The sequence below is a fragment of the Desulfotomaculum sp. 1211_IL3151 genome, from assembly GCF_036763075.1.
Taxonomy (GTDB): domain Bacteria; phylum Bacillota; class Desulfotomaculia; order Desulfotomaculales; family Desulfotomaculaceae; genus Desulfotomaculum.
This window is the reverse complement of sequence record NZ_JBAIYV010000058.1, coordinates 62018-88627: the sequence shown is the minus strand read 5'-3', so window position 1 is coordinate 88627 and position 26610 is coordinate 62018. Positions and strand designations below refer to the sequence as shown.

Genomic DNA, 26610 nt, shown 5'->3' with positions numbered 1-26610 from the left:
GCAAATAGTTAAGAAGGATGTAAGATTTAGGAAATCATCTTTCCCCTTTTGGCAGAAGAAGTTATAATAGACTGTAGTATTTTGAAATAGACAAGGTGGTATACATGAAAATCTCGAATCTGTTCCAACAAAAAAAACCTGTTATCTCCTTTGAAATATTTCCACCAAAAATCACTGCACCTGTGGAAACCATTTATCAAACCCTAGAGGGGTTAATCAAGCTTAATCCTGATTTTATTAGTGTGACATATGGTGCTGGTGGCAGTAACCGCGATCGAACAAAGGAAATTGCCTCAACGATTAAAAACCGCTATAACGTGGAAACCCTGGCCCACCTAACTTGTGTGGGGCAGACAGTGAATGAGATTGATCAAATTTTAGAAGGGTTACAACAGGAAAACATCGAAAATATCCTAGCCCTAAGGGGTGACCCACCGGCGGATGTCCAAAATTATGACTTCTCAGATTCTGACTTTAAGTATGCCTCGGATCTTGTGAGGCATATAAAAAATAAAGGCAATACCTGTGTGGCAGCAGCAGCTTACCCGGAGGGACATGCACATTGTCGTCGTCTCAATGACGACCTGAACTGGCTTAAGTTTAAAGTAGATCAAGGCGTTGATTTTCTAATAACTCAGCTTTATTTTGATAATCGGGTTTTCTATAATTTTATAGAAAATGCCCGCAGGATGAATATTAATTGCCCGGTGGTAGCCGGGGTCATGCCTGTGCTGAATGCCAAACAGGTTAAAAGAATTATTTCTTTATGTGGGGCGTCGATGCCAGCGAAGCTTTTAATAATAGTTGATAAATATGGTGAAAATCCTGAGGATATGGAGAAGGCTGGTCTTGAATACGCCAGTGAACAGGTTCGGGATCTATTGGACAGCGGAGTAGATGGTGTGCACCTATACACCATGAATAAACCCCAGCAGATTACTGAAATACTAAAAAATGTAGGGCGAGCCTAATGAATACCGCGTCTGATGACGCGGTATTGGTATATTTAGGCCATGGCCCATGGCCGATGCGAAAGGGAGGACTATATTTGGAAGATACCAAAATTGCCTTGGTTCAAATGCAGGCAACCTTTGGCGATATTCGAAAAAATTTAACCACAATGGAAAGTTTTATTAAGGAAGCAGCAATAAATGAGGTGGATATTATATGTTTCCCTGAAATGTGCATTCAAGGATATGGTCGGCAGATGCCAGACCATTTGCTGGAAACACTTGAAGGGGAGGCCGTTTGTTATCTAAAAGAGTTAGCTTATAAAAATAACATCACGATTCTGGCCGGGATGGCAGAAAGAAACCAAGGGAATAAGCCCTTTATTACCCAAGTGGTGATTAAACCGGGTCAAAATGTTGATTACTACCGCAAAACCCACCTGGGAACCAGTGAACAGCCTTACTATCAAGCTGGCAATAGCATTGAACATTTTGTCACGGATAAGGCCATCCTTGGGATACAAATTTGTTGGGATACTCACTTTCCGGAAGTAACAACGATGCTCTCTTTACAAGGAGCAGAAATTATTTTTACACCCCATGCTTCTCCAACCATTGTGGGAGATCGCAAAGCTATCTGGCTAAAATATCTGGCTGCCAGAGCCTATGATAATTCTGTTTTCGTGGCCACCTGTAATTTAGTGGGGGATGACGGTAATGGTCGTCAATTTTGCGGTGGGTCAATGATCATTGACCCAAAGGGCAATGTTTTAGCAGAGGATTTCGGGGGTAAACAATCCATGCTGGTAAAAGTTTTAGATTGTTCAAAGATAAATGCCATTCGGGAAAGGAAATCCTCATCGATGGCCAATAGCTTTTTCCTTGCCAGCAGAAGACCGGAAATTTATAAAGGTTTAATGGATTAGCTTTTACTTACCCTTTGCAGCAGACTTAAAATAAAACATTAAAAAACCTTAATACCAGGACAAGAAGCTTCACGTCCAGGGGAGGTTTTATGCTATAATTGTATTGTAACAATATTTTAACTAATTAAATAGAATATTGGAGTGTCGACAATGGATTTTAAGCCCATCAAAACTAAGAAAATATATGAAGAAATCGTAGAACAAGTTAAACAAATGATTGTTCATGGCGACCTTAGTCCTGGGGATAAATTGCTGCCGGAACGTGAATTGGCTGAAAAGCTTCAGGTGGGCCGTTCGGCGGTTAGAGAAGCCTATCGTTCCTTAGAAGCAATTGGGGTTATTGAAATAAAACCAGGTGAGGGTACCTTTGTGCGTGAAATGGGCTCAAAATCCATGACGGATATCATTTCCTTAGCCGTCTTAACCGGCAAAAACAGCATCGCCGAGTTATTAGAACTGAGGAAAATCGTTGAGGTAGAGGCCGCTGCTTTAGCTGCCCAGAGAAGAACCGAAGAAGATATGCAAATGATTCAATTGGCCTTGGATGAGATGGAAAATGATATAAAAAAGGGTAATTTGGGAGATGCTTCCGATATTAGGTTTCACTATGCTATCTGCGCGGCGGCACACAATTCCTTATTGATCAAGCTGATGAGTTCCATTTCAGAGACAATGAAAAAAGAGATGTTTACGGTTCGCGAAAAACTATACAAAACCCCTGGTACACCTGCTAGGTTATTTGAGGAGCATAAAAATATATTTGAGGCCATAAAAAAAGGTGATCCGCACAAGGCTAGAGCAACAATGTTCATAAATTTAGATAATGCTGAAAAAGGATTTATGAAGGGATAGGGATTATTAATAAGTGAGAAAATGTGAAACCCAGCTAATGCTGGGTTTCTTGCATTTTATATGAGGGGTGCCCTATAATGAACAAAGAAATAGTAACGGAGGAATTGTATGGAACCGCATAGCGATAAGTCTTTACTAAGAGAATTGCCTAAAGTTGACCAAATATTATTACATAGGGATATGACAAGACTTTTGCAGACCACCCCAAGGTCAGTGGTGGTCGAATCTATCCGCAATTCCACGGCTTTAATTAGAAAAGCTATCTTAGAGGGTCAGATTTTTGAACCTGGGACAGTCCATGATAGGGTTCTGCAAAAAGCCGTTGCTTTGATAAAAGAAAAAACCAGGCCCAACCTAAGGCGGGTTATTAACGCCAGTGGAGTGGTACTACATACTAATCTAGGCCGGGCGCTCATGTCAGAAAGTGCCAGAGATACTGTAACTGCTGTTTCCTCTTCCTTTTGTAATTTAGAAATCAATCTAGAATCCGGCAAAAGAGGCTCCCGCTATGAGCCTGTGGAGGAACTATTGACCCGACTTACCGGAGCGGAGGCAGCACTGGTGGTAAATAACAATGCGGCGGCAGTCTTACTGGCTCTGGGCACCATGGCCAAAGGAAAAGAAGTTATCGTCTCCAGGGGACAGTTGGTGGAAATTGGCGGCTCCTTTCGCATTCCTGAGGTTATGGAACAAAGTGGGGCAACCTTGGTGGAGGTAGGTGCCACCAATAAAACTCACCCCGGGGATTATCAAAACGGTGTATCGGAAAATACTGCTTTGCTGCTGCATGTTCATACAAGTAATTACCGCATTGTTGGTTTTACCAGAGAAACCACCGTGGAGGAATTGGTGCAAATTGGACAAGCAACGAACATTCCGGTTATGTCTGATCTGGGCAGTGGTTTTTTAGTAGATTTAGCGAAGTATGGCTTACCTAAGGAGCCCAGTGTTCAAGAAACAGTTGCGGCTGGGGCCGATATTGTTACCTTCTCCGGGGATAAACTTCTGGGGGGACCCCAGGCCGGAATCATTGTGGGCAAAAGACATTGGGTTGAAAAAATGAAGAAAAATCCTTTGACCCGGGCAGTACGCATCAATAAGTTTACGGTTGCGGCACTGGAAGCCACCCTGAGGGAGTATTTGGATGAGGAAAATGTATTAACAAATATTCCTACCCTTCGCATGCTTACCGAATCCCAGGAAAAAATACGGGTCCGGGCAAAGGAATTGGAGTTCAAAGTTCGTTCCCTCGTGCAAGCAAAGGTATCTCTAGAGGTTATCAAAGGGTACTCCCAGGTTGGCGGTGGTTCCATGCCCACGGCTGAAATGCCGACTTATTTATTGGCCCTTTTGCCGGAATTAATGACGGTAGATGAGCTTGCGGTAAAGTTACGTCTGGCAGAACCAGCGGTGGTTGCCAGGGTAAGGGATGGCAAATATCAGATCGATTTGCGTACGGTTCAACCGGAAGAAATTGATATGCTGGCTGAAATATTGGCTTATGTAATAAATTATGGGGAGGTGATCCGGTCTTGAAACACATTATTATTGGTACCGCAGGACATGTGGATCACGGAAAAACCCGGCTCATCAAAACATTAACGGGAACTGAAACAGACCGTTTAAAGGAAGAGCAGGAAAGGGGCATATCCATTGAGTTGGGATTTGCCCAGTTAAAGCTGCCCAGTGGTAAGCAGGCAGGCATAGTGGATGTTCCCGGGCATGAACGCTTCATAAAAAACATGCTGGCAGGGGTTGGCGGCATTGATCTGGTAATGCTGGTGATTGCCGCAGATGAAGGTGTGATGCCCCAAACCAAGGAACATGTGGATATTATTCAACTGCTACAGGTAAAAAAAGGTATTGTGGTCTTAACGAAAACGGACTTGGTGGATGAAGAATGGCTTGCCCTGGTGAGTGAGGAGATAAGGGAATATCTAATGAATACCGTTCTTAGCCAGGCACCAATTATACCCGTATCTTCATTAACAAAGCAAGGAATTCCTGAATTGCTTCAAGTGATTGATAAGTTTGTAGAAGATACGGAAGAAAGGATCAGCAGTGGCAAATTAAGATTGCCCATCGACCGGGTTTTTTCGGTGACTGGTTTTGGCACAGTGGTTACCGGCACCTTGCAATCCGGTCGGGTAATGATCGGTGATACAGTGGGAATTATGCCCCAGGGGTTCGTCTCAAGGGTTCGTTCCATTCAGGTACATGGTAAAAAAGTAGATCAGGCCCGGGCGGGGCAGCGCACGGCGGTAAATCTAACCAACATCGAAGTGGATGATGTAAAGCGGGGCAGTGTACTGGTAACACCCAACAGTGTAGAACCATCCCATCGCATGGATGTCAAATTATTGCTCTTGGAGAGTGCGGCAAAACCCCTTAAAAATCGTGCCAGAGTTCGTTTATATTTAGGAACAGATGAGATTTTGGGTAGGGTTCGGCTACTTGATCGGGAGGAACTGGAACCGAATCAAGAGGCCTATGTTCAACTGGAACTAGAACAGGAAGGCATTGCCGGCAAGGGTGACCGATTTGTCATTCGTTCCTATTCCCCGATGCGGACCATTGCCGGTGGAGTAGTCATTGACCCCAATGCACCAAAGCATAAACGTTATCGGCCGGAGGTAATTGAGGAACTTACCACCAAGGAAAAGGGAACCCCGGAGGAGTTAATCGACCAATATGTGGCGGCCAAGCAAGCTCTGCTGAACCAGGAGGAGATAATGACTGGAACTGGGCTTAGCGAGCAGGTAGTTGAAGAAAATCTGTCCAAACTTGTGGCAGAACAAAGGATTAAAATTATAGCCACAGATAAAAAGAACCTTTTGCTAACCCAAGCGGTTTATCGGAAATGGTGTCAGGAAGTTAAAAGTATGATCATAAACTATCATCGGGAATTTCCCTTAAGGGAAGGTTATCCCAAGGAAGAACTACGCTCCAGAAAGTTTTCCTCTATCAATAATAAAAATTTTCAATACCTGCTTACTGAAATGGCAGCAGATGGTATCATTAAGCTCTTTGATAAGACCTTGGCCAGCCCCGAATTTGGCGACAAATTAGCGGATGGTCATCAGAAAATGATAAACAACATCATGGCAACCATTGAAGAGGGTAATTTTCAACCACCGTCCTGGGCTGAAGCGGTAAAAAAATATCGCATCAAAGATGCAGAGGCCCAGGAATATTTACAGTATTTGCTGCGTACTGGTAAATTGCTTAAATTAGGCGACGAAGAACTTTACTTCCCGGTTGAAAAATATCGTGAGGCCAAGGAGAAAATTATTAAGTTTATCAAGGATCATCAAGAAATTACCGTAGCCCAGACCCGTGATTTATTAGGTACTTCCCGGAAGTATATTTTGCCATTATTAGAATTCCTGGATCGTGAAAGAATCACTCGTCGGGTAGGGGATAGTCGGATACTGGTATAAAATATAAGGGCGGCAAAGGCTGTCCTTTATACAATTTATACCATGGATACCTTCATGCCCGGAGGAGGGAATGAAATTAATTTGGAGAATTTTAATAGTCATTAAAGAAATAAGACAGTGAGGTTATTGGCGGAATGGTTACAATGGATACATTAAAAAGGGGTTTTCATAAGGGCTTATCCACCACCTGGATGCTTTCCAAGGTGGTGGTTCCGATTTATATGGTTGTAACAGTTTTAAGTTTCACCCCTCTGTTAGGTAAAATTGCAGATTTCTGTGCCCCCTTTATGAAATATGTAGGTTTGCCAGGAGAGGCTTCACTGGCACTGGTGATTGGTAATGTATTAAACATGTATGCGGCCATTGGGGTCATTACTTCTTTGCATTTAGAACCCAGGGAGATTACGATTATTGCCATGATGCTGCTTTTTTCCCATACCTTGCCTGTGGAGTGTGCAGTGGCTGGTAAATCAGGCATCAATCCCTGGATTATCGGCCTAGGTCGCATTACGGTAGCGATATTTGCTGGCATCATTTTGAATATTACTTTATAGAAATGGCGATGGTCCATAACGAAGGAAGGAAGAAGAAAATGGATTGGTTAGAAATAATCAAAATCTCTTTGACCGGAAGTTTAAAAAACGTGTTGCAAATGGCCTTGATTATTTTCCCGATGATGATTATTCTAGAAATCGCACGGGATATGAAGTTGTTAGATAGAATAGCAAAATGGATGGCCCCGGCGATGCGTTTTTTTAGACTACCCAAAGAAGGAGCTTTTCCCATTCTAATTGGTTTAACCTTTGGTCTAGCCTATGGAGCAGGAGTTATTATTGATAGTGTAAAGGAAGGACACTTATCCTGGCGGGATCTGTTCTTAATTAATATTTTTTTAGTTCTTTGTCACTCGGTGGTGGAAGATACCGCCCTTTTTATTGCCATCGGTGCCGATGGTTCAATTATACTGGGATGCCGAGTTTTATTAGCCCTGGTTGTAACCTTCTTTCTCTCCCGCTGGGGTGGTTTGGCAAAACTTGAACCGCTTTTGGCAGGGAAATTGATTGTTCCTCATTGTTCGCATTGCGAAAAAAGTTAAAATATTTTACTCTCCCCTTCTTTATGAAAATTATTTTCAAGGGAAAGCTAGACGTAAATAAAGATGGGGTGATGTTTTTGGATAAATTGTGTGTTTTATGCAATGGGCTTTTTACTTTAACCATTATTTGTCCGAAGTGCGGTGAACACTTACTGGATTTAGGTCTCGTACAGGATTTTTATGATCCCTACAGTGCGTATTTGGATCAGGAAATATATGAAGATGGTTATAAAGGGTACACTGGGGAATGCTGTGTTCACTTGCTAGCCTGTACGGACTGTAGTTTTAAAGAATATCGGGCCATGAAGCGTTTTTCGGAAGCAGAGATTACCAATTATATTCCTATCTTGACATAATTTACGACGATAGATATAGCAGCTCATCGCCCATAATAGAAATATGGAGGTGAGAATCGTGCGTCGTAATATGAATACCAACGAACGATTGTTAAGTGTTGTGGGTGGTATTGCTTTTTTAGGATTGGGTCGTTCCGAAAATTATCGCAAATCATTGTTGGGAAAGGGTATGACAGTGATGGGAATCAAAACAGCTACAGTGGGAATGTTGGGATATAACCCTCTTATCGATTGGTTGGAACAAGATGACGATGACGATGATTTCTTTTAATTAAACGTCCGCTTAGCCAGTAGTGGCATTATTGATTGGCTTAAGGGGGTGTTGATCTGGAAATTGATCAAAGACATGAAAAGGGCCCCTTTGATATCATTGGTGATGTACATGGGTGTCTGGAGGAATTAAGCGAACTTTTGCAAGAACTGGGCTACCACAGGAAAGGACCGAGCTTTATTCACCCCAAGGGAAGAAAAATAATTTTTTTAGGTGATTTAGGTGATCGGGGACCCCGTTGTTTAGACAGTATTGGTTTGGTCATGGAAATGGTCCACCGGGAGCATGCGTTATATGTTCCTGGAAACCATTGCAACAAATTATACCGGTATCTTTTAGGCAGGAATGTTCAGATCAAGTACGGCATGGAAAAAACGGTGGCGGAATTTATGGCCCTTTGTGCTACGGAAAAGGAAATTTTCTCAAGGGAATTTATCTCCTTTTATGAAAATGCCCCTTTATATTTAATTTTGGATGATGGCAAACTGGTGACAGTTCATGCCGGAATTAAGGCAAATATGATCGGTCAGGTTAACAAAAGGATTATGAGCTTTTGCCTCTATGGGGATACCACTGGAGAAGTTACCCCTGAGGGATTACCGATTCGCAGGGATTGGGCGAAGAATTATCGTGGTCAGGCTTTAATTGTTTATGGTCACACACCCATAGAGGAGCCTATATTTAGAAGCAATACCATTAATATTGATACTGGTTGTGCCATGGGGGGAAAACTAACAGCCTTACGCTATCCCGAAAGGCAGCTTGTTCAGGTTGGGGCCAAAAAGGTGTATTATAGTAGGGCTGGTAGTAAGGAAGAACAGTTGGTGTCAAAAAATTAGTTCATTTGATCAGATAAATCCGCATCACAAAGTGGACAAAATTTTAAAGTACCAGTGGCAGCAAACTCCTCATTACATCTGTTACAATAATAAAAATAAATAAGAGTAACCCCACAGTGGGGGCAGGTGTCCTGATTAACTATTATTTCCTTTTGGCAATAAGGGCAGATAACCATTAATGGGACCTCCTTTATCTTTATGTTATGCATAGAAACCAAAAAAGTCCAAGATAACCTGGACTTTTTTATACTATTTCAGAAAGTATTAGATTTTAAGGATACGTATAAGACTCATGCCACTGGTCGGCACCATCCGAACAATGGCAATAGAAAGCTGTTTTTCTAGGTACCACATACGTGTGTTTTTTTAATTGACAAGTGTATAAAATCTTGGTAGGATTGAAACGTAAAATAAATGTAATATTTCCGTATATACTTGGGAATTGGCCTAAGTGTTTCTACCGGGCAACCGTAATTGCCTGACTACGGAGGGAAAGTGTACCTAGGGTTCCACAACCATGTAATGGGTTGGTTTGGTCCAAGCGGTACAGGCGTATGTTTACGCTACACCTAGAGGGATAAAAGCCCAGGCGGTAGGTTTCACTCTGATAAGAGGAAACCTATCGTGCTGGGCTTTTTAATGATATTAAAGTTTAATCACATTAGAGGCTTGGGGACCACGGGTGCCGTCAACAATATCAAACTCTACTGGTTCACCTTCTTCTAGGCTACGATAGCCATCGGATTGAATCGCAGAATAGTGTACAAAAACATCAGTACCACTTTCGGACTCAATAAATCCATAACCTTTGTTGGCGTTAAACCACTTAACTTTACCTTGCAAACTACTTCCTCCTTAGCTTTCTTATACTTTCATCAATAGATTTTTATGCTATGCGAAAGTGTTGGATTGTTTATATACCAAGTATTGGCAAAAGACATATAATTTATTCCTAAATGGACCTTTATATTTTTCTTTTTGAAAATTCAAATCCATGGCTATTTTTACGTCAAAGTAGTTCTTTTTCAGGGGGTGGAGGATGGCGAGAAGATTATCGATTCGTTATAGACTAAATTATTAGGAGGGAAAAAAGTGAAATTGAACTACAAAAAAATGTTTGCACTGGTATTAACCTTAATGTTTACCTTCGCTTTAGTAGGTTGTGGCGGCGGGGAAAAACCCCAGGCCCAAGATCAACAAAAGGATGCAGCCAATGAGGAAAAATTAAAAGTCGCTTTTATTTATGTTGGTCCCGTAGGTGATGGCGGGTATAGTTATGCCCATGATTTAGGACGTCAATATTTAGAAAAAGAGATTCCTAATCTTGAAACCACAATTATTGAATCTGTTCCCGAGGGTGCAGACTCCGAGCGAGTATTAACCGAACTGGCTGAAAGAGGAAATAAAGTTATCTTTGCTACCAGCTTTGGCTATATGGACAGTGTTATTAAAGTGGCCCAAAAGTATCCCGATATTAAGTTTCTCCACTGCTCTGGCTACAAAACCGCTGAAAACGTAGGAACTTATTTTGGCCGTATGTATCAATCCCGTTACTTAACTGGTATCGTGGCTGGTAAAACCACCGAAAGCAATGTAATTGGTTATGTTGCAGCATTCCCCATTCCCGAAGTAATTCGTGGTATCAATGCCTTTACCATGGGCGTTCGGTCAGTAAACCCCGATGCCAAGGTGAAAGTTGTTTGGACAAACACCTGGTATGATCCTGCAGCTGAGAAGGAAGCAGGTAAGAGCTTACTGGAAGCAGGTGCGGATGTGGTAGCCCAGCACCAGGATACCCCTGGTCCTATGCAAGCTGCTGAAGAAAAGGGCAAGTTTGGCATTGGCTATAACAGTGACATGGGTAAAATGGCACCCAAGGCTGTATTGACCTCTGCAGTTTGGAATTGGGGTCCCTACTATGTTGATACCATTAAGGCCATTCAGGATGGAACCTGGAAGAGTAATGAGTACTGGGGACCCATGTCTGATAACGTTGTTGGACTAGCCCCCTATGGCCCAATGGTTAGCGAAGATATTAAGCAATTAGTTGAAACCAAAAAACAAGAGCTAATAGAAGGCAAGTTTGATGTATTTAATGGACCTGTTAAAGATCAAACAGGGAAGGAAAGAATTGCTGCTGGACAAACAATGTCCGACGCTGATATGCTTTCCATTGATTGGTTTGTCGAAGGTGTAGATGGCACCATTCCCAAATAAACCAGTATCATAATGAAATAATTGCTGCTGGCGGTTATACCGCCAGCAGCATAATTTAAGGGGCGAAGGACTTGACAGCCGATTATTTAGTTGAAATGAAACAAATAACCAAAAGATTTCCCGGTGTTGTGGCTAATGATGGTGTTAACCTTCAGGTGAAAAAAGGTGAAGTCTTAGCATTACTGGGTGAGAACGGATCAGGTAAAAGCACCTTAATGTCCATTCTTTCTGGGCTGTATCGTCCCGATGAGGGAGAAATTTATATAGAAGGTCAAAAATTCAGTTTTAAATCACCCCGGGAAGCCATCTTTGCCGGAATTGGTATGGTGCACCAACATTTTAAGCAGGTGGATACCTTTTCTGTGGCGGAGAATGTTATTCTGGGTAGTAAAGATACCAAGTTTTTTCTGAATGCCAAGAAGGTAGAACAAGACATTGAAGAACTTTCCCGGGGCTATGGACTCCATGTGGATCCCACGGCAAAGATTTGGCAGTTATCCGTTGCGGAAAAACAAAGGGTGGAAATTGTTAAAATGCTGTACAGGGGTTCTAAACTACTGGTTTTGGACGAACCCACCGCTGTACTGACTCCCCAGGAGGCCAGGGAATTATTTCAAACCCTAAGGAAAATGACTGCCAAGGGACAATCCATCATTCTGATTACCCATAAATTAAATGAGGTTATGGAAGTTGCCGATCGTGTTACTATTTTGCGTGGTGGCAAATCCGTAGCAACCCGAGAAAAACATGAAGTCAACGAGCGGGAATTGGCTCGACTAATGATGGGACAAACGATGGTGATACCGAGTAAAAAGGAAGAGGCTAATTTTGGGGCCACGGTGCTGGAACTTGAACGTGTAAGTGCAGGAAGTGATGCCAGGCGAGTAGGCATTAAGGATATTTCCCTTCAAGTAAGGGCCGGAGAGATCATGGGTATTGCCGGTATTGCAGGCAATGGACGCAGGGAATTGGCAGAAACCATCGCTGGGCTGCGGAAGATAGTTGAAGGGAAAATTTTTATTGGTGGAAAGGACGTCACAAATCTTTCTACCTTGGAGGTTATTGATGAAGGTGTCAGTTATGTTCCCGAAGATCGTTTGGGTACCGGACTGGTGCCCAACCTGGGAGCGGTTGATAATCTTATCTTAAAAGAATATCGTCGGCCTAGGCTGGGCAGTGGTCCGTTCATTAACCGCCGCAAGGCCAACGAATATGCAACGGAACTGGTAAATGATGTTGGGGTAAAGCTTACTGGCTTGGAAGCACCGGTCAAGCTGCTTTCCGGTGGTAACTTGCAAAGACTCCTGCTGTCCAGGGAGTTGGCCTGTTCTCCTAAAGTAATCGTTGCGGTTTACCCAGCCCGGGGACTGGATATTGCTGCCACTGAAGCCATTCACGAAATGCTGTTGGAACAAAGAAGCAAGGGAACGGCCATCGTATTAATCTCCGAGGATTTAGAAGAATTACTAAAACTTTCAGATAACATAGGAGTTCTTTACAAAGGTTCTTTAATGGGTATCTTGCCGGTGGAAAAGGCCGAACCGGAAATAATTGGCTTAATGATGTTAGGGGCTAAACCAGGGGAGGAATTGGCATCGTGATAAGATTAGAAAGACGTTCTGCGCCTTCTCTATTGGGGACTATCTTAATTCCATTAATAGCTATATTTCTGGCACTGATTACTGGGGCGATATTTCTTTATCTAAATGGCTTAAGTTCCCCCAATGGCATTACCTGGGGCCAAGTCTTTGCCGTTTACACAGGTATGTTGGATGGAGCAGTTGGCTCGACCTATGGTATTTCTGAAACAATTGTTAAAGCGATTCCCCTGATGCTTTGTGGCTTGGGGGTTTCCATTGCCTTTCGCATGTTGCTTTGGAATATCGGTGCAGAGGGACAGTTTCATATGGGGGCCTTTGGTGCAGCGTGGGTTGCTCTAACCTTTCCCCACTTACCCGTTTATCTAATGATACCGGCAATGGTTTTAGCGGGTATGCTTTGTGGTGGTATCTGGGGGTTAATCCCTGGTATTCCAAGGGCTTATCTTGGTGTTAACGAAACCATTACTACATTAATGCTGAACTATGTAGCCATGCTTTGGGTAAGTTATTTTGTTTTTGGACCCTGGAAGGATCCCCAGGGTATGAATTTCCCGTTAAGTAAGCCCTTTGAACCGGCAGCTATTTTACCCACATTGGGTAGCAGCAGGGTTCATTTGGGGCTAGCCTTTGGGATTTTAATTGCTGTGATACTTTGGTTTGCCCTGCGGCGATCCAGGTGGGGTTATGAAGTAACCGTTATTGGGGAAAGTCCAAGGGCAGCAAGTTATGCGGGAATGAATATAACCAAAAACATTCTTATCGTTATGTTTCTTAGTGGGGCCATCTGTGGTCTTGCCGGCATGGCAGAGGTTTCAGCCATTGCCCAAAGGATGCAACCGGGACTTAGTCCCGGGTACGGTTATACTGCCATCATTGTAGCCTGGTTAGGTAAATTAAATCCCTTTGCTATTATTCTGGTTTCTTTCTTACTGGGCGGCTTGCAGGTAGGCGGCTATAGCGTGCAATCCAGTGGGGTACCAGCGGCCATTGTTTTCATGATTCAAGGTGCCTTGCTGTTCTTTATCCTAGGAGGGGAAATATTTAACCGATATAAGATTGTTTTCAAAAACAAGGTTAAGGTGGGGGTATAGCCGATGTCACAGGAATTTTTAATAACAATTTTGGCCACTGCTATTACTGCTGGTACTCCTATCCTGTATGCTGCATTGGGTGAGGTATTAACCGAGAGATCTGGCATTATCAACCTGGGGGTTGAGGGAATGATGTTGGTAGGGGCGGTATGCGGTTTTGTCTTTGCCATTAAGACCAATGATCCCTGGCTGGGTGTTTTTGCAGCGATGTTGGGTGGGGGCGCAATGGCCCTCATTCATGCCTTCCTAACAGTAACCTTACAGGCCAATCAGATTGTTAGCGGTCTGGCCTTAACCTTGTTCGGTACGGGATTATCCGGTTTTCTTGGGAAATCCTATATTGGTATTCCCGTGGAAAATCCCTTTAAACCAGTCGAACTTGGATTTTTAAGTGACATACCCATTATTGGGGCGATTTTCTTTCAACATGACTATTTGGTCTACATCACTTACCTGTTGGTACCGATCCTCTGGTTTCTTGTTTACAAAACCAAACCGGGTTTAAATCTAAGAGCAGTGGGAGAAAATCCCGCCGCCGCAGATTCTTTGGGGGTTAGCGTTTATAAAATACGATATATCTATGTAATATTAGGGGGAATGTTGGCCGGTGTCGGGGGAGCGTATCTTTCCCTGGCCTATGCTCCCTCTTGGTTAGAAAATATGACCGCTGGCAGGGGCTGGATTGCGGTGGCCCTGGTGATATTTGCCACTTGGAATCCTCTTAGGGCGATGTTTGGCAGTTATATTTTTGGCGGCATTGATGCCCTTGGATTTCGTGCCCAAGCAATGGGTGTTATGATTCCCTCCTTCTTTTTAAAGATGCTGCCCTATCTTTTCACCATTCTTGTATTAATTATAGTAACTCGCAAGGCGATGGCCAACCGTGTGGGGGCGCCGGGTGCCTTGGGCTTATCCTATGACCGTGAGGAACGCTGACAATTTATGGGGGAATTGGCATGGAATTATTAAAAGATAAAATACTTGGCCAGGCTAAAGTAGTCTCAGATCAAATATTAAGGGTGGATTCCTGTATCAACCATATGATTGAGCCTAATATAATGGTAGAAATCGGACAGGAATTTGCAGCTAGGTTTCAGGAAGAAAAAATAACAAAGGTTTTAACCATAGAAGCCTCGGGTATAGCCATCGGACTAACCACCGCCATGGCACTAAAAACACCACTTCTTTTTGCTAAAAAGAAAGTACCCTCTACCCTAGGGGACTATTATATGTCGAACATCTACTCCTTTACCAAAAACGAAGCAGTGGCAATAAGTGTTGCCAAGGAGTACTTAACCCCCGCTGATCGCGTGTTAATTGTCGATGATTTTCTGGCTAGGGGAGAAGCCTTGAAGGGTTTAACGCATTTAGTGAAGCAAGCAGATGCGAAGTTGGTTGGTATTGGCATCGTTATCGAAAAGGTGTTTCAAGGTGGCGGCAAAGCACTGCGCGATGCGGGTGTAAGAATTGAATCCCTAATTAAAGTTAGCAGACTGGCCAACGGAGAAGTTTATTTAGAAGAATAGCGAACCAAAGATGGGAGTGTTGTAAAACTACTTTATTTAGTAGTAAGCGACATTCCCTTTTTATTGTAGATTACTCGGACAAATTATGAACGTTAGTACCTTTGTTGCTTTTGCATCATACCTTGTATAAAAGCCCTTTCTGTTTCCACGATCCGTGGAACTTATTGGTCCTTGACAGCGTCAATAAAGTAACGGGAGGGAATCTTATGAGAAAATCAATTAGCGACTTACTGGTTAGTGCAGTCCTCATTGGAGCCGTTTCTTTAGGACCAGCAGCAACCGGATTAGCTGACGAAAATACCAATAATGAACGGATAAACCAGGAACAAGTGTTTAGTAATAAAGGAACAACGGTCAAAAAGGAAATCACCGATCTATCAAGGGGAGAGGCAGCAGAGATGCTTGTGGATGCCTTGGATTTAAATCTTGACCAGTTGCGTTTTTTTAAAGCACCTGAGGTCAAGGATTTCTTTGATGATGTGTCGCTAGATACCGATTATGCCAATGCAATTATGATACTGGGGTATAATGGTGTGCTTCATACCAATAATAGAAATTTCCGACCTTCCGATACCATTACCAGAGAAGAATTAGCTGAGATATGTGGCGGTCTGTTACAGCAGCAGGCCCAGGGAGTACTTCATCCTGCCAAACATCCTCAAATTAAAGATTTGCGCGAAATGAACAAAGATGCTGTGGATGATATCAAGCTGATGATAAGTTTAAATGTTATGCATCTTACGAAGGATGGGTATTTTCAACCGAAGCTGGGAGTCAAGGCCACGGAATTAAAGCAAATTATAAAGCAGTTGGAAACTTACCTCAATGTTAATAAAGATGAGATAGCCGCAGAGATTATTTCTGGCAAAGAAGGTGGCCGGGAAATAGAAATATCCTGGGGTGAAAAACCCTCCAGTGGCTATGAAATTAGTATTGTTAAAATGAATTTAGAAGGCAATACGCTACTGGTACATTATCAGACGAAAGAACCAACCCCTGGTTCCTATAACTCAACAGTTATTGTTGAACCAAAGGATACTCAGCCGATACCAGGCAATTATCCTGCAAATATTAATATTGAGCTAGTAAAGGCTATAAAAAATTAACACCGACTCGGTCGGTGTTAATTTTTTATAGCCTTTAGTGAATGATTAAAACCGGGCAGGAGGCATGGCGTGATACTCGGTTACTGACACTTCCCATGATGTAACCTTTTATTTCCCCTAAGCCACGGCTGCCAATCACGATTAAGTCATAATCCTCCTGCGTTGCCTTTTCTAAAATTTCGTTAGCCGGGTGACCGATGATAATAAATTGATCTACTTCTATATTTTTGTCTGAAAAGGAAGCAGCATATTGATCCAGCATTACTTTACCATTGCTTAATAATTCATCGATAATAGATTGCTGAACATGACCCACACGATCGATTGCTGTGTCAGTATAGGGGGGGATGATAGGAATTGCGTACATTAAGGTGATTTTGGCCGAAAATTTTTCTGCCAAAGTAACTGCATGGGCGAGGGCTTTGGTAGACCGTTCCGAACCATCTAGGGGCACCAATATTTTATTATACATTAACGGTCCCTCCTTATTATAGTTTATTCTATTTTAATCCCCTATTCCTAATAATACCAGAGTAAATTTTATGCTAGTCTTAGAAAAAGTAATAGATGCGAAATAATTGACAAGCTTTTTTTACCATGTTATACTTTATTACGTAATATGCGGAAGTGGCTCAGTGGTAGAGCATCGCCTTGCCAAGGCGAGGGTCGCGGGTTCGAATCCCGTCTTCCGCTCCAGTTTAAGCGGGGATTGAGTCCCTGCTTTTTTGTATTTTGGAAAATTAGGGGTGTATAGCATGAAGGTGAAAATTATAAAAACGGCTAAGCATCTATATGACCTACAGATTCTTCAGGAAACCGCTACGATCCAGGATTATTTGGATGCTATAAATAGATTTGTTGAAGAAAATACAGAACCTCCCTGTAAGGGCTGTGATGAATGCTGTTGGGAAAGAATCCCCCTTACATGCATTGATGTACTAAACTACATTAACAAATTAGGGGATGAACTGGACCTAAATCGGGAATGGCCCCTGCTGGACTTTTTGGATCAGTACACCTACATTTGTGCCGAAGGTGGTGCCGTGGATATCAGCCTCGGCTTTACACCGGAAGGGGCTTGTCATTTTTTAAATCAGGGGGAACGTATCTGCAATGGTTATGCGGCTAGATCCTTAGTTTGCCAAAGTTTCATTTGCATGGAGAGCAGCCAGACCGTTCAAGAATTTAGGTCACAACTGGTTAACACAGGGATGGATGAACTAGTACGCCTATGGATGTTTCAATGTAAGGATGCTGGTATAAATCTGTTCTATCACGAGGAAAATGAAGCAAACCCCCAATTGGAGGATTACCCGAAAAGTGGATTTAGCGGAAAAACAAAATACAATGAGGTTATTCTAAAAGATATCTGTAGCCCCGAAGTATGGCAAAAATTATATCGGAAATAATACAGATATGATCACGAATATTAACTCATACCGCCAAAAACAAAAAATAACTCGTATTAATGGTCTGATTAAAGAATTGATGGCTATTCATGCTGAAATAAGCGAATTAATATTAGAAGAGAGTCAACTAAGAAGAACCATCAAGGAACTGGCTAAAGAACTTAAAAAACAAACTCATTAACCCGGCGAGTAAGAGCTGGGTTAATGAGTTTTTTACCAATAAATGTAAAATCAAGTGTCGTTTTTATAGTATATTGGGAAATGTTGGGGATAAAACTGTTAATAATGTGGATAAGTTGGAAAGTATTAACAATTTATGATGTTTTTCTACTTTTCTCACCGGACACATACACAATATTCCAATAGCTTAACTAACATCAATATGCTATAATAACATGAGTATGTTAAGAAGGGAGGTATAACAATGTCTAAAGAGCTCATTAATAAGATTTTGGAAGATATTGGTTTGGAAGAGATACCAAAAAGTGAAGAAAAAGAATAAAAAATCGAAGGCGGATTAACCCACTCGCCTTCGATTTTTTATTTTTAAATTTTTATTTTCAAATAAATATCTTGTAATTATTCAATTTACTCAATCCAATATTTAATGTAAGATTAAGTTAAAAAAGGAGGTCTGTCATGTTTAGTTTATTTAAAAAGGACAAGCCAAATTACAATCTTATAAAAGAAGAACCACTATCCGTTGAACCGGCAACTCCTATTTTGTCCGAGGAACCGCCGAGCCTTGATCTATTGCAGGCAGAGAGTCTATATACTTCTATTGAATTGATAGAGGCCCTGGGGGATTTTATTTATCAACTGTTTGACGGAAAAAACTATGTAATTGTAATTGATAAGGACTATAAAATTTTAAAAACATGGGATGTTCCTACTTTCAATTTCACCAATAAACCTGGGAATATAATGCCCAAGGGTTCAATTTGTGCCAAGGCACTGGCTTCGGGAAGGCGTTTAGCTGCACAGGTAACAAAAGAAAATTCCAGTTATGGTTTTGGCTATGCAGGAATTGGTATTCCGATTAGGGGAAAAGATGGGGAAGTTATTGGCAGCCTTGCCACAACCTTTGTATTCATTAACCCAGATGACCTGGAAAATGTAGCAGAGGAACTTCATAATGCTTCTGATCAAAATGCAATCGCACTTGAGGAGATTGCCAAAGGTGCAACAGAACTTTCGATTTCCGTTGATGTATTAACCAAAAACACAAGTGAAGCCCAAGACTCCCTCAAAACGATCAATCAAGTAATTGAATTAATTAAGGGAATAGCTGATCAGACCAATTTACTTGCTTTAAATGCTGCCATCGAAGCAGCAAGGGCTGGGGACCAGGGGCGAGGCTTTGCAGTAGTTGCAGACGAAGTGAGAAAATTGGCGCAAAATTCTGCCAACAATGCGAAGGATATGTCTGATAAACTAATGGTAATATCAAACATGATTGAAAAAATTGGCGCTCAGGCACAGGAGCTTAATTCTTACGCTCAACAACAGGCAGCTTCCACAGAGGAAATCAGTGCATCCATGGCACAACTGGATGAACAATCTAAAGTTGTTTTAGCCTTAACAGAGGAACTGAAAAAAGGCTTGGAGTTTATGTTTAGCTAATTGGTTAAAAAATTTACAATCAGGATTTGACAACAGAGAACGTTCTCTGTTGTCGATTATTTAAGGTAATAAGATTTGAAAAACCAATTATAAAAGGATCTGCCGGCATTGCAATGACACAGAATATATGATATAATTAAAAAATTCCAAATAGTCAAACAAATCAATCAATGGGGAGGAAAAGTAATGTCGGAAGAACTTATTGACAAGATCCTTGCTGAGGTTGGGTTAGAAAGAATTGATTACTCTGAAGAAAGTTAATTTATATTAAACACCCCTCCTGAATGCAGGTGGGGATTTTTGTTTGTTAATTGACTGGATGATGTAAGTAAGTCTCCTAACCCAAACCTTTTTGATCCCCTAAGTTGCCACTTTAACATATTCCGTGCCATTCCACTCCCAAGTCTCTAATATACCAATTTCACGGGTTAAATAATACCATACAGGAACCTCATTATCCGAGATCAATTGAAAAACCTGAGCGGCAATCTGTTGTGCTTTATCAAAATGAAGATCGGGATCATTAGCGGGAACATCAACACTATAACGATACCTGGTCTTTTGGTCCCTTGGGATATTTGGCAAATTACTTAACCAAATAACAGGAATATTTAACGACTTTAGCTCCTCAGGCAGATAGTTAACTTCCCCTATTTCAGGAATGAGTTGCTTAAGCTGTAAATTAGTAAAATGATAAAGTTTCATAGCATACATCTCCTAATTAATTTCTTTCATTCAATTTTATCAAAGGAAATGAATTGTTGTAAATGGGTTATAAATGGAGTATCAACGATCTTTGCGTATACGTACTGGCAATGAGGATAAAAATAGGGTAAGCGACAGTCGTTGGTTGATCTAATGGATGTACTATGCTAATATTAGTTTAACTTTAAGAACTGGAGGTTTTCCTTGTGCATTCGATCAGACTAAGATTCTAAACCTTGAACTGTTAATTTAATGAGTTCAAGACTCTGCTTGTCTGCAGAGTAAACGGGATTGGTCTGTCTATTTTTAGGAAAATCCTTGTATGTGTTCTTTGGTTATCTTTAATCATAGGTAGTTGGCAGAAGAACTACGGATTACTTATCCATGAAAATTCACCTCAGTGTCCTTATTTAACCAGGTGCTGATTGGTGAAGTTGTTAATTTGGGTAAGTTTAATCAAGTACGTGGTTCGGCACCTGAAAGATGATTATTTTTCCTAAGATTAGGTTTTCCATAGATAGAACGAAGTCTCTTTACTCTAGCACAGGCAAATTGCCTGTGCTTTTTTACCTTACAATCCGAGAAAAAAGGCGGTGCCTACTATGGCAGCAACAAATGAACCAGTACTGGAGAATTGGAAAAAGAATACCACTCTATTTTTGGCCACTCAGGCCATCTCGCTTTTTGGCTCAGCGCTGGTTTCCTATGCCATTACCTGGTATATCACATTAACCACACAGTCGGGAGTCATGATGACCATATCGATTATTTGCAGTTTCCTGCCTAGCTTTATTCTATCCCCCATAGCAGGGGTTTGGGCCGACCGCTATAATCGAAAACGGTTGATCATCCTGTCTGATGCACTGACTGCCATTGCAACGCTAATCTTAGCCATACTATTTTATCTAGGCCATGATGCCCTCTGGCTGCTATTTGTCATGTCAGCTATCCGCTCGATAGGAGCAGGCATTCAAATGCCATCGTTAGGGGCCATTCTTCCCCAACTGGTGCCAGAGGATAAACTTATCTCAGTGAACGGAATCAACAGCAGCATTCAAGCGATGGTATTTCTCGTGTCCCCTATGGTTAGCGGCGCACTGCTGGCGATGGCTTCCATCGAGTCTATTTTCTTTATCGATGTCATTACCGCGACCATAGCGATTTTTATTTTGCTCGTATTTATAAACATTCCAGTGCATGAGAAGGCCTCAGAAAAGCAAACAAATAGCTACTTTGATGACGTAAGGGAAGGTTTTGTCTATATCAAAAATCATGAGTTTGTTAAGAAATTTTTTATCTTTTACACCTTTTTCTTTATCCTGATTTCACCGGCTGCCTTTCTAACACCCCTGCTGGTTGCGCGTAGCTTTGGGGAAGAGGTTTGGCGTTTAACGGCGAATGAAGTCGTTTACTCCATAGGAATGATGATCGGCGGAGCCGTCATAGCATCCTGGGGCGGTTTCAAAAATAAGATTCATACCATGACACTTTCTTGTTTGGTGATGGGGGTCTGTACATTTGCCATGGGGCTGATTCCGATATTTTGGATTTATTTAGTCTTCATGGGTCTGGTGGGCATCGTAATGCCCTTCTTCAGTACCCCTTCGACGGTATTATTACAGGAGAAGGTTGAAGTGAATCTTTTAGGCAGGGTATTTGGTGTACTAGGAATGATTGCAACCTCCATGATGCCCTTAGGGATGATCATATTTGGACCCATATCCGATATCATTAAAATAGAATGGCTGCTCATGGGAACGGGCATCCTGCTATTTATACAGGGATTTTCCCTGCTGGGTAGTAAAGTGTTAATCGAAGCAGGAAAACCAGTCTCCAAAGAAACTCTGCAAAGCGAATAACATAAGAAAATCCCCTCGTCCACAGGACCAGGGGATTTTGCTTCTTAAATTAGTTTGCTTAACTCGATCTAATAAAATTAGTGGCTGTTTTTGGCTCCCGCTGGGGTAAGGAAATGCCTGCATTTTTGCCAGCCTCGATGCACTTTAACAGCCAGGCCATATTATGGCCTAAGGTACGCATGGTCTGCATACCTTCCAGATCCTGCTTCACTTCCTCCGGTGTATTGCCATGCACCTGATTCCAATACTGGGAAGAGACAATCGGCATATTGCTAATGGTAAAATACTTATTAATTTGGTCAAAGGCTGAAGAGGCACCACCCCGCCGGCAGCTAACAACCGCCGCACCTAACTTATTGGCAAACTGGTCACTTTTACCAAAGAAAACCCGATCCAAAAACGAGGTAAGATGTCCCGACGCCGCTGCATAGTGGACCGGCGATCCAAATACAAAGCCATCGGCATCCTTCGCTTTTCCTAAAAAGATATTCACCTCATCATCCATAAAACAATTACCCTTTTTCATACATACTCCACAGCCCAGGCAGCCGGAAATAGGCTTTGTTCCCACCTGCACAATTTCTGTTTCAATGCCATGTATATTTAAGGTATCGGCCACTTCGGTTAAAGCGGTAAACGTACAGCCATTGGCATGGGGACTGCCGTTAACTAAGATAACTTTCATTGAACATCCCTCCCTATTATAGATTATATAAAGAAAATAGATATATTTCCATTATAATGCATTATTATTGCCTGCCATTAAGCCAGTAATTCTACCGCAACATCAAAATCCTTCAGAAACAACAGCTATCAATACCTGCCCCGGCCCTCCACTTTGTGTGACCTTTGCTGAATTCGGTGGCAGCGGGCAATTTATATTCCGGCAGCGATGTTAACCACCCGTTTATCATCCTATAAATAGGATATTAAGAAACCCCTGGCCAAATGACCAGGGGTTTTTTGGTGTCCACACAGAGGGAGGGAGAAACCATTAGGTTTCATAGGTGCTAGATTTAATATCCGAAAAATAAAAGAATCAAAACCAAAAACAGGATAAACGATGGATCGAAAACATTGCCACCACAACCGCCGCCAGATCCACATCCAAAGCCCATGGTGTATCCTCCTTTCCTTGTTGTACTTCATAATATGGAAAGAAGAGGATGAATGTTACACCCAAACTGGTTAAAATAACTAGGCCATGATGGCAAAAACTGAGTAAACCGATGCCCCTTGGGGTAAATGACTTCTCAATTGGCTTACTATTGGTAGTACTTTAATTCGTTAAGGTGGCAATGCAATAGGGGCAGAATACTACATTGTTATTAGAAAATAAGAAGGAATAAAAGTTAATACATGGAATTTATTGCTATAGAAAATTTTAATAATGTTGCAGATGGTCTTAGTAATTATATTAAATCTCATGATTTTATTCCTGAACCGTATTGGCTCAATAACTTGGTGCTTGTAATGAAGCTTTTACCGCAGGCTGATTCGATACGAAAGCGAAATTGATTGTAAATACAGGGGGAGTATTTGTATGAATTCCTGGCTCAAAGAATTGCTTAAGAATATTGATAATAATGTAAATGAACAAACTAAAATAAAAATAATGGAGGCATCTGGTGAAAACTGTCCTTTTACTCATCTTACCGATGATAGATTACTAGAGATAAAAAGCAATTCTAAAAATGAATTTTATTTCTTGAAAAAATTGTCAGAAGAATGGCGAGTGAAAATCGAAGGGGACAATATCTATGTTGTTTTTGATAAATGCTATTGTCCACTTATTAATGAAGACATAAGAGGTGCTTCGAAAACTCTTTGTTATTGTACTCAAGGCAATATCAAAAAGAAATTTAGGATTGGATTAGGTAAAGATGTAGATGTTTTGATGGAAAAGACAATTCTTGCTGGTGATGATGAGTGCCGATTTAAAGTGTTTTATAAAGGAGGACAATCAGAAGGTTTGAAATGAGTTAAGGAAAACGTGCTATCATAAATATGGAATCGTGCTCAGCTTGCCATAATCCATATACCTATTTGCTAATATCACGAAGCTTGGATATATGGCATGAGACACTAATTAATAATACAACAACACATTGGCCCGGTGTGAGCAACATCTTATTATGATAAAAAAACTAAGAATTGTCCTAGTCAATCAGCGAACATCGTATTACAGGCATTATATTATCTTTTCCTATGTCGATAGGCTGATGGGATTAAAGTGTCATTTTTTATCCTGAATGAACAAGCATCTTGATCTCAGAAAGGTCATTCAATTAGAGTAAAAGGATAAGGTATTATGGATACATTACTTTACGTTATAAAATTCCTGTTTGTTTTCTTTATAATGATGATTCTCATAAAGGTTTTTATGATAGTAGCAAATTTTATTGGCGAACAAATAATAAAGTTCTTTCGATGCTTTTTACAGAAGATAAGAAAAAAGAGTGGTTTTGATTAGGACACAGGACACAGGACACAAGGGGACGGTTCTTTTGTGTTGTTTTTCTTGCTGTGCGGGTGTAAACTATATATCAGGGGTGTAAAAATGCCAAGAGCAGCGAGGGAAAAAAGCAGTACCGGAATTTATCATGTGATGCTAAGGGGTAGTAACCATAAGATCCTATTTGAGGATAACGAAGACTATCAGAAATATTTGGAGACAATAAAAACATTCCAAGAAAAAAGTGGCTATGCGATTTATGCTTATTGCTTGATGAGTAATCATATTCACTTATTAATAAAAGAAGTAACAGAAGACCTGGGGATCGTATTTAGGCGGCTTGGGGCAAGTTATGTGCATTGGTATAATCGGAAATACAGCCGCCGGGGTCATTTATTCCAGGATCGCTATAAAAGCGAGATGGTTGAAACAGACAGCTATTTTTTAACGGTACTGCGCTATATTCACCAAAACCCATATAAGGCCGGTATGGTAAAAAATATAGCCGATTACCCATGGAGCAGCTATGGTGAGTATGTTGGAGAACCAAGGATTTGCGATGTTGAATTCGGTTATAATCTTTTTTCGACCAACAGAGTAAAGGCAGTCAAACTGTTTAAGGAATTCAATTTGGCAGAGAACCAGGATCGATGTCTGGACTATGATCCTGGTGTCCGTCTAAATGATACCGAGGCTAGCAATTTTATTAGGAGCATATCCGGTGTTCAAAGCCCAACGGAGATAGCACTTTTAGAAAAAGGAAAACGTAATGAAGTTATTAAAAAATGCAAGGCTAAGGGTCTGTCCATTAGGCAAATCGAGCGTTTAACCGGTATTAGTTTCGGGGTAATACGAACAATATAGACAGAATGGTTGTTCTAACGGCCATTTAACAAGCCAAGGAGGTAGGCCTGATAAGGTTATCGGCTTACCTCCTTGGCTGGCTAATTATTCATTTTTTAACGACACAAAAGAACCGTCCCCTTGTGTTCTAAAGCCCTGCTTGACAAGAGGTGATAATAATGGAAGATAAAGTAAAGTTCTATACAAGGCGAAAAAATTATCTATCTTCTGTAATGTTTAAAGAGTATTTGGAAATAAAGGCTATGGATTATGAAGACGCTTTGAAGTTAGCTGACATTCTAAAGAAATACGGCTTTATGATAAAAGTTAATGACAAAGAAATTTAGACCGGAATTTTATTAGTTAAGTGATTAAGGAATAATATATTAAGCATAAGGAGGGGAAGTATCTGCAAAGATGGGATACCCCTTATGTTGCATACCCTAACAAAAGATATTAAATCAAAAAAATCAACCCCCCAATCCATACGACCGGGATAGGAGTTATCATGATGGATTTTAAAAAATATTTTTTTGTAATTATCATAGCTTCAGCAATGGTGTTTGCTGGATGTTATATTAATAACGATAAGAAATTGCCTTTAATTGGGATTAGCGTTAGAATCGTTGAAAAAGGCGCAGATTACTGTAAACTGGAATGGGAAGTGGAAAACAAATCGGATGTAACTGCCACATTTCTTAATGGTAACATAGAGCAATACGAAGTAAGAAATAGAACAACCAAAAAAGAATATACCCATGATAAAAATGAAGCAGACGTTATTCTTAAAAGCGGAGATCGGTATAGCAATAATGTTTTAATTAACAACGTAGAAAAAGGTAGTTATGATTGTACTTTTTGGGCTGAATCAGAAGAAGGCACAAAAGGCGCAATGAAGCTTTCATTTGAAATTGAGTAACAAGTTTATAAATACCGGATGTTCTAAATGAAAATATTAACTTCTTGTTAGCATGTTTTTATCTTTCAGAAAAGTAGGTGGAAACAACTGAATTCAACAATAAGGCGGGCAACTATTAGAGACACTAGAATAATTAGCAATATACACGCTTCTAGCTGGAAGATAGCATATAAGGATATAGTTCCACAAAAGTTTTTAGATGAATTAGAATATGATTTTTGGGTCTCGGCTTTTCAAAACTGGATAGATAATAACATATTAACAGCACAGATTATCTATGATAATGAAAGACCTGTAGGTTGTATCACTTATGGAAGATCTAGAGATAATAAGCTTTCTAAATGGGGGGAGATTGTTTCTGTCTATGTGCTTCCCGGTTATTTCAGAAAAGGTTATGGACAAAAATTGCTAGAAACGGCCTTAAAAGATTTGAAAGAAGAGGGTTTTCAGAATTGTTATTTATGGGTGTTAAAAGAAAACTATAATGCAAGGAGATTTTATGAAAAAATGGGTTTCGATTAATAAT

28 protein-coding genes, 1 tRNA gene, 1 pseudogene and 1 riboswitch are annotated in these 26610 nt (G+C 41.0%); of the genes and pseudogenes, 26 read left to right on the top strand and 4 right to left on the bottom strand.

The window, feature by feature from the left end; translation table 11 throughout:
• The first annotated feature begins 104 nt into the window (after positions 1 to 104).
• The 10 genes from metF to V6C11_RS16410 all read left to right on the top strand — a co-directional run bounded on the left by metF (position 105) and on the right by V6C11_RS16410 (position 8730).
• On the top strand, positions 105 to 971 hold the full coding sequence (metF, locus tag V6C11_RS16455) for a methylenetetrahydrofolate reductase [NAD(P)H] (RefSeq protein WP_333532280.1): 867 nt from the start codon (positions 105 to 107) through the stop codon (positions 969 to 971).
• 77 nt (positions 972 to 1048) lie between these two features.
• Positions 1049 to 1876 carry a nitrilase family protein gene (locus V6C11_RS16450; RefSeq protein ID WP_333532279.1) on the top strand — a complete coding sequence of 276 codons (828 nt, stop codon included), beginning with the start codon at positions 1049 to 1051 and terminating at the stop codon, positions 1874 to 1876.
• Positions 1877 to 2026: 150 nt separating this feature from the next.
• Positions 2027 to 2728, top strand: a complete 702-nt coding sequence (locus tag V6C11_RS16445) for a FadR/GntR family transcriptional regulator (RefSeq protein ID WP_333532278.1) — start codon at positions 2027 to 2029, stop codon at positions 2726 to 2728.
• A gap of 108 nt (positions 2729 to 2836) precedes the next feature.
• Positions 2837 to 4264: an L-seryl-tRNA(Sec) selenium transferase gene (gene selA, locus V6C11_RS16440; RefSeq protein ID WP_333532277.1), complete on the top strand. Its 1428-nt coding sequence runs from the start codon at positions 2837 to 2839 to the stop codon at positions 4262 to 4264.
• Entirely contained in the window at positions 4261 to 6168 is a 1908-nt protein-coding gene (gene selB, locus V6C11_RS16435) for a selenocysteine-specific translation elongation factor (RefSeq protein ID WP_333532276.1), read from the top strand. Before selA ends, selB begins: the two co-directional genes overlap by 4 nt.
• 143 nt (positions 6169 to 6311) lie before the next feature.
• Entirely contained in the window at positions 6312 to 6722 is a 411-nt protein-coding gene (locus V6C11_RS16430; protein ID WP_333532275.1) for a nucleoside recognition domain-containing protein, read from the top strand.
• A 38-nt stretch (positions 6723 to 6760) separates the two neighbouring features.
• Positions 6761 to 7264, top strand: a complete 504-nt coding sequence (locus V6C11_RS16425) for a nucleoside recognition domain-containing protein (RefSeq protein ID WP_333532274.1) — start codon at positions 6761 to 6763, stop codon at positions 7262 to 7264.
• Positions 7265 to 7335: 71 nt separating this feature from the next.
• Positions 7336 to 7620, top strand: coding sequence for a hypothetical protein (locus tag V6C11_RS16420; RefSeq protein ID WP_333532273.1), 285 nt, complete (start codon positions 7336 to 7338; stop codon positions 7618 to 7620).
• Between the two features lie 58 nt (positions 7621 to 7678).
• Positions 7679 to 7891: a hypothetical protein gene (locus V6C11_RS16415; protein WP_333532272.1), complete on the top strand. Its 213-nt coding sequence runs from the start codon at positions 7679 to 7681 to the stop codon at positions 7889 to 7891.
• Positions 7892 to 7947: 56 nt separating this feature from the next.
• Complete coding sequence (locus tag V6C11_RS16410) at positions 7948 to 8730, top strand: metallophosphoesterase (RefSeq protein ID WP_333532331.1); 783 nt, start codon at positions 7948 to 7950, stop codon at positions 8728 to 8730.
• Positions 8731 to 9135: 405 nt separating this feature from the next.
• Positions 9136 to 9235: riboswitch (purine riboswitch) on the top strand.
• A gap of 140 nt (positions 9236 to 9375) precedes the next feature.
• Here V6C11_RS16410 and V6C11_RS16405 read toward each other — a convergent pair.
• On the bottom strand, positions 9376 to 9573 hold the full coding sequence (locus tag V6C11_RS16405) for a cold shock domain-containing protein (protein ID WP_333532271.1): 198 nt from the start codon (positions 9571 to 9573) through the stop codon (positions 9376 to 9378).
• Positions 9574 to 9843: 270 nt separating this feature from the next.
• Here V6C11_RS16405 and V6C11_RS16400 point away from each other — a divergent pair, with 270 nt between their 5' ends.
• From V6C11_RS16400 to V6C11_RS16375, 6 genes are all read left to right on the top strand, one after another.
• Positions 9844 to 10947, top strand: coding sequence for a BMP family ABC transporter substrate-binding protein (locus tag V6C11_RS16400; protein ID WP_442886087.1), 1104 nt, complete (start codon positions 9844 to 9846; stop codon positions 10945 to 10947).
• Positions 10948 to 11018: 71 nt separating this feature from the next.
• Complete coding sequence (locus V6C11_RS16395; RefSeq protein ID WP_333532269.1) at positions 11019 to 12548, top strand: ABC transporter ATP-binding protein; 1530 nt, start codon at positions 11019 to 11021, stop codon at positions 12546 to 12548.
• Positions 12545 to 13639 carry an ABC transporter permease gene (locus V6C11_RS16390; protein WP_333532268.1) on the top strand — a complete coding sequence of 365 codons (1095 nt, stop codon included), beginning with the start codon at positions 12545 to 12547 and terminating at the stop codon, positions 13637 to 13639. The genes V6C11_RS16395 and V6C11_RS16390 overlap by 4 nt, the downstream gene beginning before the upstream one ends.
• Before the next feature lie 3 nt (positions 13640 to 13642).
• Positions 13643 to 14575: an ABC transporter permease gene (locus V6C11_RS16385; RefSeq protein WP_333532267.1), complete on the top strand. Its 933-nt coding sequence runs from the start codon at positions 13643 to 13645 to the stop codon at positions 14573 to 14575.
• 20 nt (positions 14576 to 14595) lie between these two features.
• Positions 14596 to 15165 carry a xanthine phosphoribosyltransferase gene (locus V6C11_RS16380; RefSeq protein ID WP_333532266.1) on the top strand — a complete coding sequence of 190 codons (570 nt, stop codon included), beginning with the start codon at positions 14596 to 14598 and terminating at the stop codon, positions 15163 to 15165.
• A 206-nt stretch (positions 15166 to 15371) separates the two neighbouring features.
• Positions 15372 to 16271 (top strand): S-layer homology domain-containing protein, encoded by a 900-nt coding sequence (locus V6C11_RS16375; RefSeq protein WP_333532265.1) that lies wholly within the window; start codon positions 15372 to 15374, stop codon positions 16269 to 16271.
• Positions 16272 to 16305: 34 nt separating this feature from the next.
• Here V6C11_RS16375 and V6C11_RS16370 read toward each other — a convergent pair whose 3' ends face one another.
• The gene (locus tag V6C11_RS16370) at positions 16306 to 16743 is read right to left on the bottom strand and encodes a universal stress protein (protein WP_333532264.1); all 438 of its coding nucleotides are present in this window, start codon (positions 16741 to 16743) and stop codon (positions 16306 to 16308) included.
• 149 nt (positions 16744 to 16892) lie between these two features.
• Here V6C11_RS16370 and V6C11_RS16365 point away from each other — a divergent pair.
• The 4 genes and pseudogenes from V6C11_RS16365 to V6C11_RS16350 all read left to right on the top strand — a co-directional run.
• Positions 16893 to 16967: transfer RNA gene (locus V6C11_RS16365), tRNA-Gly, on the top strand.
• A gap of 59 nt (positions 16968 to 17026) precedes the next feature.
• The gene (locus V6C11_RS16360) at positions 17027 to 17680 is read left to right on the top strand and encodes a YkgJ family cysteine cluster protein (protein ID WP_333532263.1); all 654 of its coding nucleotides are present in this window, start codon (positions 17027 to 17029) and stop codon (positions 17678 to 17680) included.
• A 7-nt stretch (positions 17681 to 17687) separates the two neighbouring features.
• Complete coding sequence (locus tag V6C11_RS16355; protein ID WP_333532262.1) at positions 17688 to 17861, top strand: hypothetical protein; 174 nt, start codon at positions 17688 to 17690, stop codon at positions 17859 to 17861.
• A gap of 458 nt (positions 17862 to 18319) precedes the next feature.
• Positions 18320 to 19079 (top strand): annotated as a pseudogene (locus tag V6C11_RS16350) (methyl-accepting chemotaxis protein); the annotation flags it as partial.
• A gap of 584 nt (positions 19080 to 19663) precedes the next feature.
• Here V6C11_RS16350 and V6C11_RS16345 read toward each other — a convergent pair.
• Positions 19664 to 20008 (bottom strand): hypothetical protein, encoded by a 345-nt coding sequence (locus tag V6C11_RS16345; protein ID WP_333532260.1) that lies wholly within the window; start codon positions 20006 to 20008, stop codon positions 19664 to 19666.
• 602 nt (positions 20009 to 20610) lie between these two features.
• On the opposite strand from V6C11_RS16345, the gene V6C11_RS16340 reads away from it, so the two are divergent.
• Positions 20611 to 21867, top strand: a complete 1257-nt coding sequence (locus V6C11_RS16340; protein ID WP_333532259.1) for an MFS transporter — start codon at positions 20611 to 20613, stop codon at positions 21865 to 21867.
• 58 nt (positions 21868 to 21925) lie between these two features.
• Here the strand turns inward: V6C11_RS16340 and V6C11_RS16335 are convergent, their stop codons facing one another.
• On the bottom strand, positions 21926 to 22552 hold the full coding sequence (locus V6C11_RS16335) for a flavodoxin family protein (RefSeq protein ID WP_333532258.1): 627 nt from the start codon (positions 22550 to 22552) through the stop codon (positions 21926 to 21928).
• Positions 22553 to 23410: 858 nt separating this feature from the next.
• On the opposite strand from V6C11_RS16335, the gene V6C11_RS16330 reads away from it, so the two are divergent.
• The 5 genes from V6C11_RS16330 (at position 23411) to V6C11_RS16310 (ending at position 26606) form a co-directional block, all read left to right on the top strand.
• Complete coding sequence (locus V6C11_RS16330; RefSeq protein WP_333532257.1) at positions 23411 to 23848, top strand: DUF6144 family protein; 438 nt, start codon at positions 23411 to 23413, stop codon at positions 23846 to 23848.
• Positions 23849 to 24427: 579 nt separating this feature from the next.
• The gene (locus V6C11_RS16325; protein WP_333532256.1) at positions 24428 to 25186 is read left to right on the top strand and encodes a transposase; all 759 of its coding nucleotides are present in this window, start codon (positions 24428 to 24430) and stop codon (positions 25184 to 25186) included.
• A gap of 158 nt (positions 25187 to 25344) precedes the next feature.
• The gene (locus V6C11_RS16320; protein WP_333532255.1) at positions 25345 to 25512 is read left to right on the top strand and encodes a hypothetical protein; all 168 of its coding nucleotides are present in this window, start codon (positions 25345 to 25347) and stop codon (positions 25510 to 25512) included.
• A 164-nt stretch (positions 25513 to 25676) separates the two neighbouring features.
• The gene (locus V6C11_RS16315) at positions 25677 to 26084 is read left to right on the top strand and encodes a hypothetical protein (RefSeq protein ID WP_333532254.1); all 408 of its coding nucleotides are present in this window, start codon (positions 25677 to 25679) and stop codon (positions 26082 to 26084) included.
• Between the two features lie 60 nt (positions 26085 to 26144).
• Positions 26145 to 26606, top strand: coding sequence for a GNAT family N-acetyltransferase (locus tag V6C11_RS16310; RefSeq protein ID WP_333532330.1), 462 nt, complete (start codon positions 26145 to 26147; stop codon positions 26604 to 26606).
• Positions 26607 to 26610: the final 4 nt, after the last annotated feature.